This is a genomic window from Cellulomonas sp. (assembly GCF_035634735.1).
Classification (GTDB): domain Bacteria; phylum Actinomycetota; class Actinomycetes; order Actinomycetales; family Cellulomonadaceae; genus Cellulomonas.
This window is the reverse complement of record NZ_DASQCJ010000005.1, coordinates 1-3,866: the sequence shown is the minus strand read 5'-3', so window position 1 is coordinate 3,866 and position 3,866 is coordinate 1. Positions and strand designations below refer to the sequence as shown.

General features: G+C 74.4%; 5 protein-coding genes. All 5 read right to left on the bottom strand.

Going from position 1 to position 3,866, the window contains the following annotated elements:
- Positions 1-7: 7 nt before the first annotated feature.
- Positions 8-484: a DUF4233 domain-containing protein gene (locus tag VER05_RS00865; protein ID WP_324843520.1), complete on the bottom strand. Its 477-nt coding sequence runs from the start codon at positions 482-484 to the stop codon at positions 8-10.
- 15 nt (positions 485-499) lie between these two features.
- Complete coding sequence (locus tag VER05_RS00860) at positions 500-2,182, bottom strand: MDR family MFS transporter (protein WP_324843519.1); 1,683 nt, start codon at positions 2,180-2,182, stop codon at positions 500-502.
- Positions 2,183-2,252: 70 nt separating this feature from the next.
- Positions 2,253-2,864 carry a TetR/AcrR family transcriptional regulator gene (locus VER05_RS00855; protein ID WP_324843518.1) on the bottom strand — a complete coding sequence of 204 codons (612 nt, stop codon included), beginning with the start codon at positions 2,862-2,864 and terminating at the stop codon, positions 2,253-2,255.
- A 58-nt stretch (positions 2,865-2,922) separates the two neighbouring features.
- On the bottom strand, positions 2,923-3,666 hold the full coding sequence (gene dhaM, locus VER05_RS00850) for a dihydroxyacetone kinase phosphoryl donor subunit DhaM (protein ID WP_324843517.1): 744 nt from the start codon (positions 3,664-3,666) through the stop codon (positions 2,923-2,925).
- The coding region (locus tag VER05_RS00845) for a DAK2 domain-containing protein (protein WP_324843516.1) at positions 3,663-3,866 on the bottom strand (204 nt) is incomplete at its 5' end. The genes VER05_RS00845 and dhaM, both read right to left, overlap by 4 nt.

The following is a 3,866-nucleotide window of genomic DNA, read 5'->3' as shown; positions in this document are numbered from 1 at the left end:
GGAGGTCCTATCTCGGCGCGCCGGGCGCCGTGGGCGCGCCCGGCGCGGCGGGCGGGTCCTGGGCGCGGGGCGGGAGGCCGCCCTGCGGGGTCTGGTCCGGGTACTCGGCGTCGAACGCCGCCCGCTCGCGGTCGATCCGCGCGCCCAGGCGCAGGGACACGAACCACAGGACCGCGAACAGCGCGCCGAGCCCGAACATCAGCGGGATCACGAACCCGCACGCGATGACGACCAGCTGCGCGACCGACCCGGCGACGTAGCCGCCCGGCGCCGTCACCAGCCGGGACAGCAGCACGAGCACGACGAACAGCACGCCGGCCACGGTCCACAGCACGGCGGGCGACGCCGAGACGACCCCGGCCGCCGACAGCCCGTACGCCGTCAGCGCCGCGAACAGCACCAGCACGCCCTCGAGGACCAGGATCATCGAGGTGAACTGGGGCTTGGCGGGGCGCTTCTGGCGCACGGGCCGGTTGGCGTGCATGCTCACGGCGGCAGGTTACCTGCGCTCGTCCGTGGAGCTGTGGTCGGCGACGTCGACCGCCGTGCCCGAGGCGCCCGGCGTCGACGGGACGCCGGCCGAGACGGTCGCCGGGGCGGCCGGGGCCGCCGCGGTCGCCTCGCCGCGCGCCACCATGCCGGCGACGTCGGAGAGCTTCACCTCGCGCAGGAACAGCGTGAGCACGAAGCCGACCGCCAGCAGCGGCACCAGGTACCAGAAGGCCGGCGCGAGCGCCTCGGTGTAGGCGGTCACCACGCCGTCGTGCAGCGGCTCGGGCAGCTGCGAGACCAGGGCCGGGGTCAGCGACTCGGCGGAGCCGCCGGTGTCGATGCCCGCGGAGCCGGCGCCCGCGAACACGGACTCCAGCCGCTCGGAGAGCCGGGTGGTGAAGATCGTGCTGAACAGCGCCGTGCCCACCGCGGCGCCGATCTCGCGGAAGAAGTTGTTCGCCGAGGTGGCGGTGCCGAGCTCGTGCGGGTCGACCGAGTTCTGCACGGCGAGGACGACGGTCTGCATGACCAGGCCGAGGCCGGCGCCGAGGGCGAAGATCATCGCGCCGAACAGCACCATCGACATGTCGCCGGTGATGGTGGTGAGCCAGGCGAGGCCGAGCGTGGTGATCGCCATGCCGGTGATCGGGAACGCCTTGTACCTGCCGGTCTTGGTGATCGCGATGCCGGAGGCGATCGAGGTGAGCATGACGCCGACGGTCATCGGCAGCATGAGCAGGCCGGACTCGGTCACGCCGGAGCCGGTCGACATCTGCAGGAACGTCGGCAGGAACGCGAGCGACGCGAACATGCCCATGCCGATGACCAGGCCGATGCCGGTGGCCAGCGTGAAGGTCGGGTTCTTGAACAGGCGCAGCGGGAGGATCGGCTCGGCGGCGCGCAGCTCGACGAGCACGAACGCCACGGCGGCGGCCAGGGTGCCGACCAGCAGGCCGACCAGGCGCGGGTCGGACCAGTCGTAGCCGCCCTCGCCGGACAGCGAGGTCCACGAGGTGACGAGCACGAGGCCGGAGGTGGCCAGGGTCAGCAGGACGATGCCGGCGACGTCGAGCGGGCGGTTCGACCGGTGGCTGGGCAGCTTGAGCGTGAACCAGGCGGTGACGAGCGCGGCGATGCCGACCGGGATGTTGATCCAGAAGCACCAGCGCCAGTCGAAGTGGTCCGTGAACAGGCCGCCGAGCAGCGGGCCGGCGACCGCGGAGACGCCGAACAGCGCGCCCATCGGGCCCATGTACTTGCCGCGCTCCTTGGCGGGCACGATGTCGGCGATGATCGCCTGCGACAGGATGATCAGGCCGCCGCCGCCGAGGCCCTGGACGCCGCGCCAGATGACCAGCTCGTGGAAGGTCTGCGCGAAGCCGGCGCCGGCGGACGCCAGCGTGAACAGGCTGATCGCGACCAGGAACGGCCAGCGCCGCCCCCACAGGTCGCCGAACTTGCCGTACAGCGGCATGACGATCGCGATCGCCAGGATGTAGATCGTCACGACCCAGCCCTGGTGCTCGACGCCGTTGAGCTCGCCGACGATCGTGGGCATCGCGGTGCCGACGATCGACTGGTCGAGCGACGACAGCAGCATGCTGGCGAGCAGGGCCCCGAAGATCAGCCACACGGTGCGCTGGTTCAGCTCCACCAGGGGCTTGTCGGGGGCGGGGGCGGCGGTGGCCATGGGTGTCCGTTCTCGAGGTGCGGGTGGCCCGACGACGCGGGGGCGCGGCCGGGCGGGGTGCGGGAGCGGGTCAGGTGCGCGGCGCGACGATCGCGGTGAGGTCGGCGACGACCGACGGCAGGTGGTCCTGCACGTCGCCGCTCCCCCCGGCGGTGTCCCAGCGGACGAACGTGGCGTGGGCGAGGCCGAGCAGCAGGGTGCCGATCAGGGCGACGGCGGACTCGTCGGCCGCGTCGCCGAGCCGGCGGCGGACCAGGGCGCCGATCTCGTCGTGCAGGCCCTGGACGTGCGTGTACGCGCGGAGCATCAGCTCCGGGTGGCCCTTCGCGAGCTCGAAGGCCCGCTCCATCCGCTCCTTGCCGAGCGGCGGGTGGTCGAGGGCGCTGGTGGTGAGCGCCTGCATGTCGGCCAGCAGGTCGCCGGTGGGGCCGCCGGTGGCGAACGCCTCCGCGGCGGCCTGGTCCAGGCGCCAGTGCTCCATGCCGAGCACGGCGTCGTCCTTCGACTCGAAGTAGTTGAAGAACGTGCGGACGCTGACGCCGACCTCGGCGCAGATGGCCTCGACCGTCACGCGGTCCAGGCCCTGCTCCGCGGCGAGCCGGTGGGTGGCGTCGACGAACGCCTCCAGGCGGGCCCGCTTCTTGCGCGCCCGCAGCCCCTCGGCCTCCACGACTTCTTGCACGCCCTGAATTATTGCAGAGCGTGCAGAGTTGTCCAGGGCAACGGCGGTGCGAGACCCGTCACACCTCGCCGAAGCCCTCCTCGACCGCGCCGACGAACGCGTCCACCGCGACCCGCGCCTGGGGCCCGGTGGCGGTCACCTCGAGGGTGCGGCCCTGGGTCGCGGCGAGCTGCATGAGCTCCAGGACGCTCGCGCCGTTGACGCCGTCGACCTGCACCGCGGCGTCGAAGCCGGCCATCATCCGGGCGAGCACCGCCGCCGGGCGGGCGTGCAGGCCCATGGGGTTGCGCACGACGACGTGCGCGGTGATCGGCACGGCGGAGTCGCCGGCGTGCTGCGGCTCGGGGACCGTCGCGGCGGGCGCACCCGGCTCGGGCGCGGCCTCGCCCGGCCCCGCGGCGTGCGGGAACCCCGCCCCCGCGGCGACGGCGGCGCCCAGCACCTCGCCGACCGGCGCACCGCCGGCGGCGGTGACCCCGGCGGCGACCGCGGCCTCGACGAACGGGGCGTCCGCGAGGTGCACCCGGGCGGCGACGTCCTCGTCCAGGAACTCGAGCACGGACTCGGTGGTGAGCACCGCCGATCCCAGGTCGGTGAGCACGACCGCGGACCGGCCCTCGGCCGTCGCCTCGCCGAGCGCCTGCTCGACCAGGTCGAAGCTCGTGCCGAGCCCGCCCGCGCCGTCGCCGCCGGCCGCGACGATCAGCACGTCCGGCGCCATCTGCGCCGCCAGCTCCCGGACGCCCTCGGCCAGCGTCGCCGAGTGGGAGACCAGGACGAGGGCGACCGGGGCGGCGGTCATGCCGCGGCCTCGGCCGTGGCCGCCGCCGCCTCGAGGATCAGCGCCGTCGACGTCGCCCCGGGGTCCTGGTGCCCGGCCGAGCGCTCGCCGAGGTAGGACGCGCGCCCCTTGGTCGCGACGAGCGGGGTCGTCGCCTCGGCACCGGCGCGCGCCGCCTCGGCCGCGGCGGCCAGCACCGCGGCCGGGGAGGCGCCGGCGTC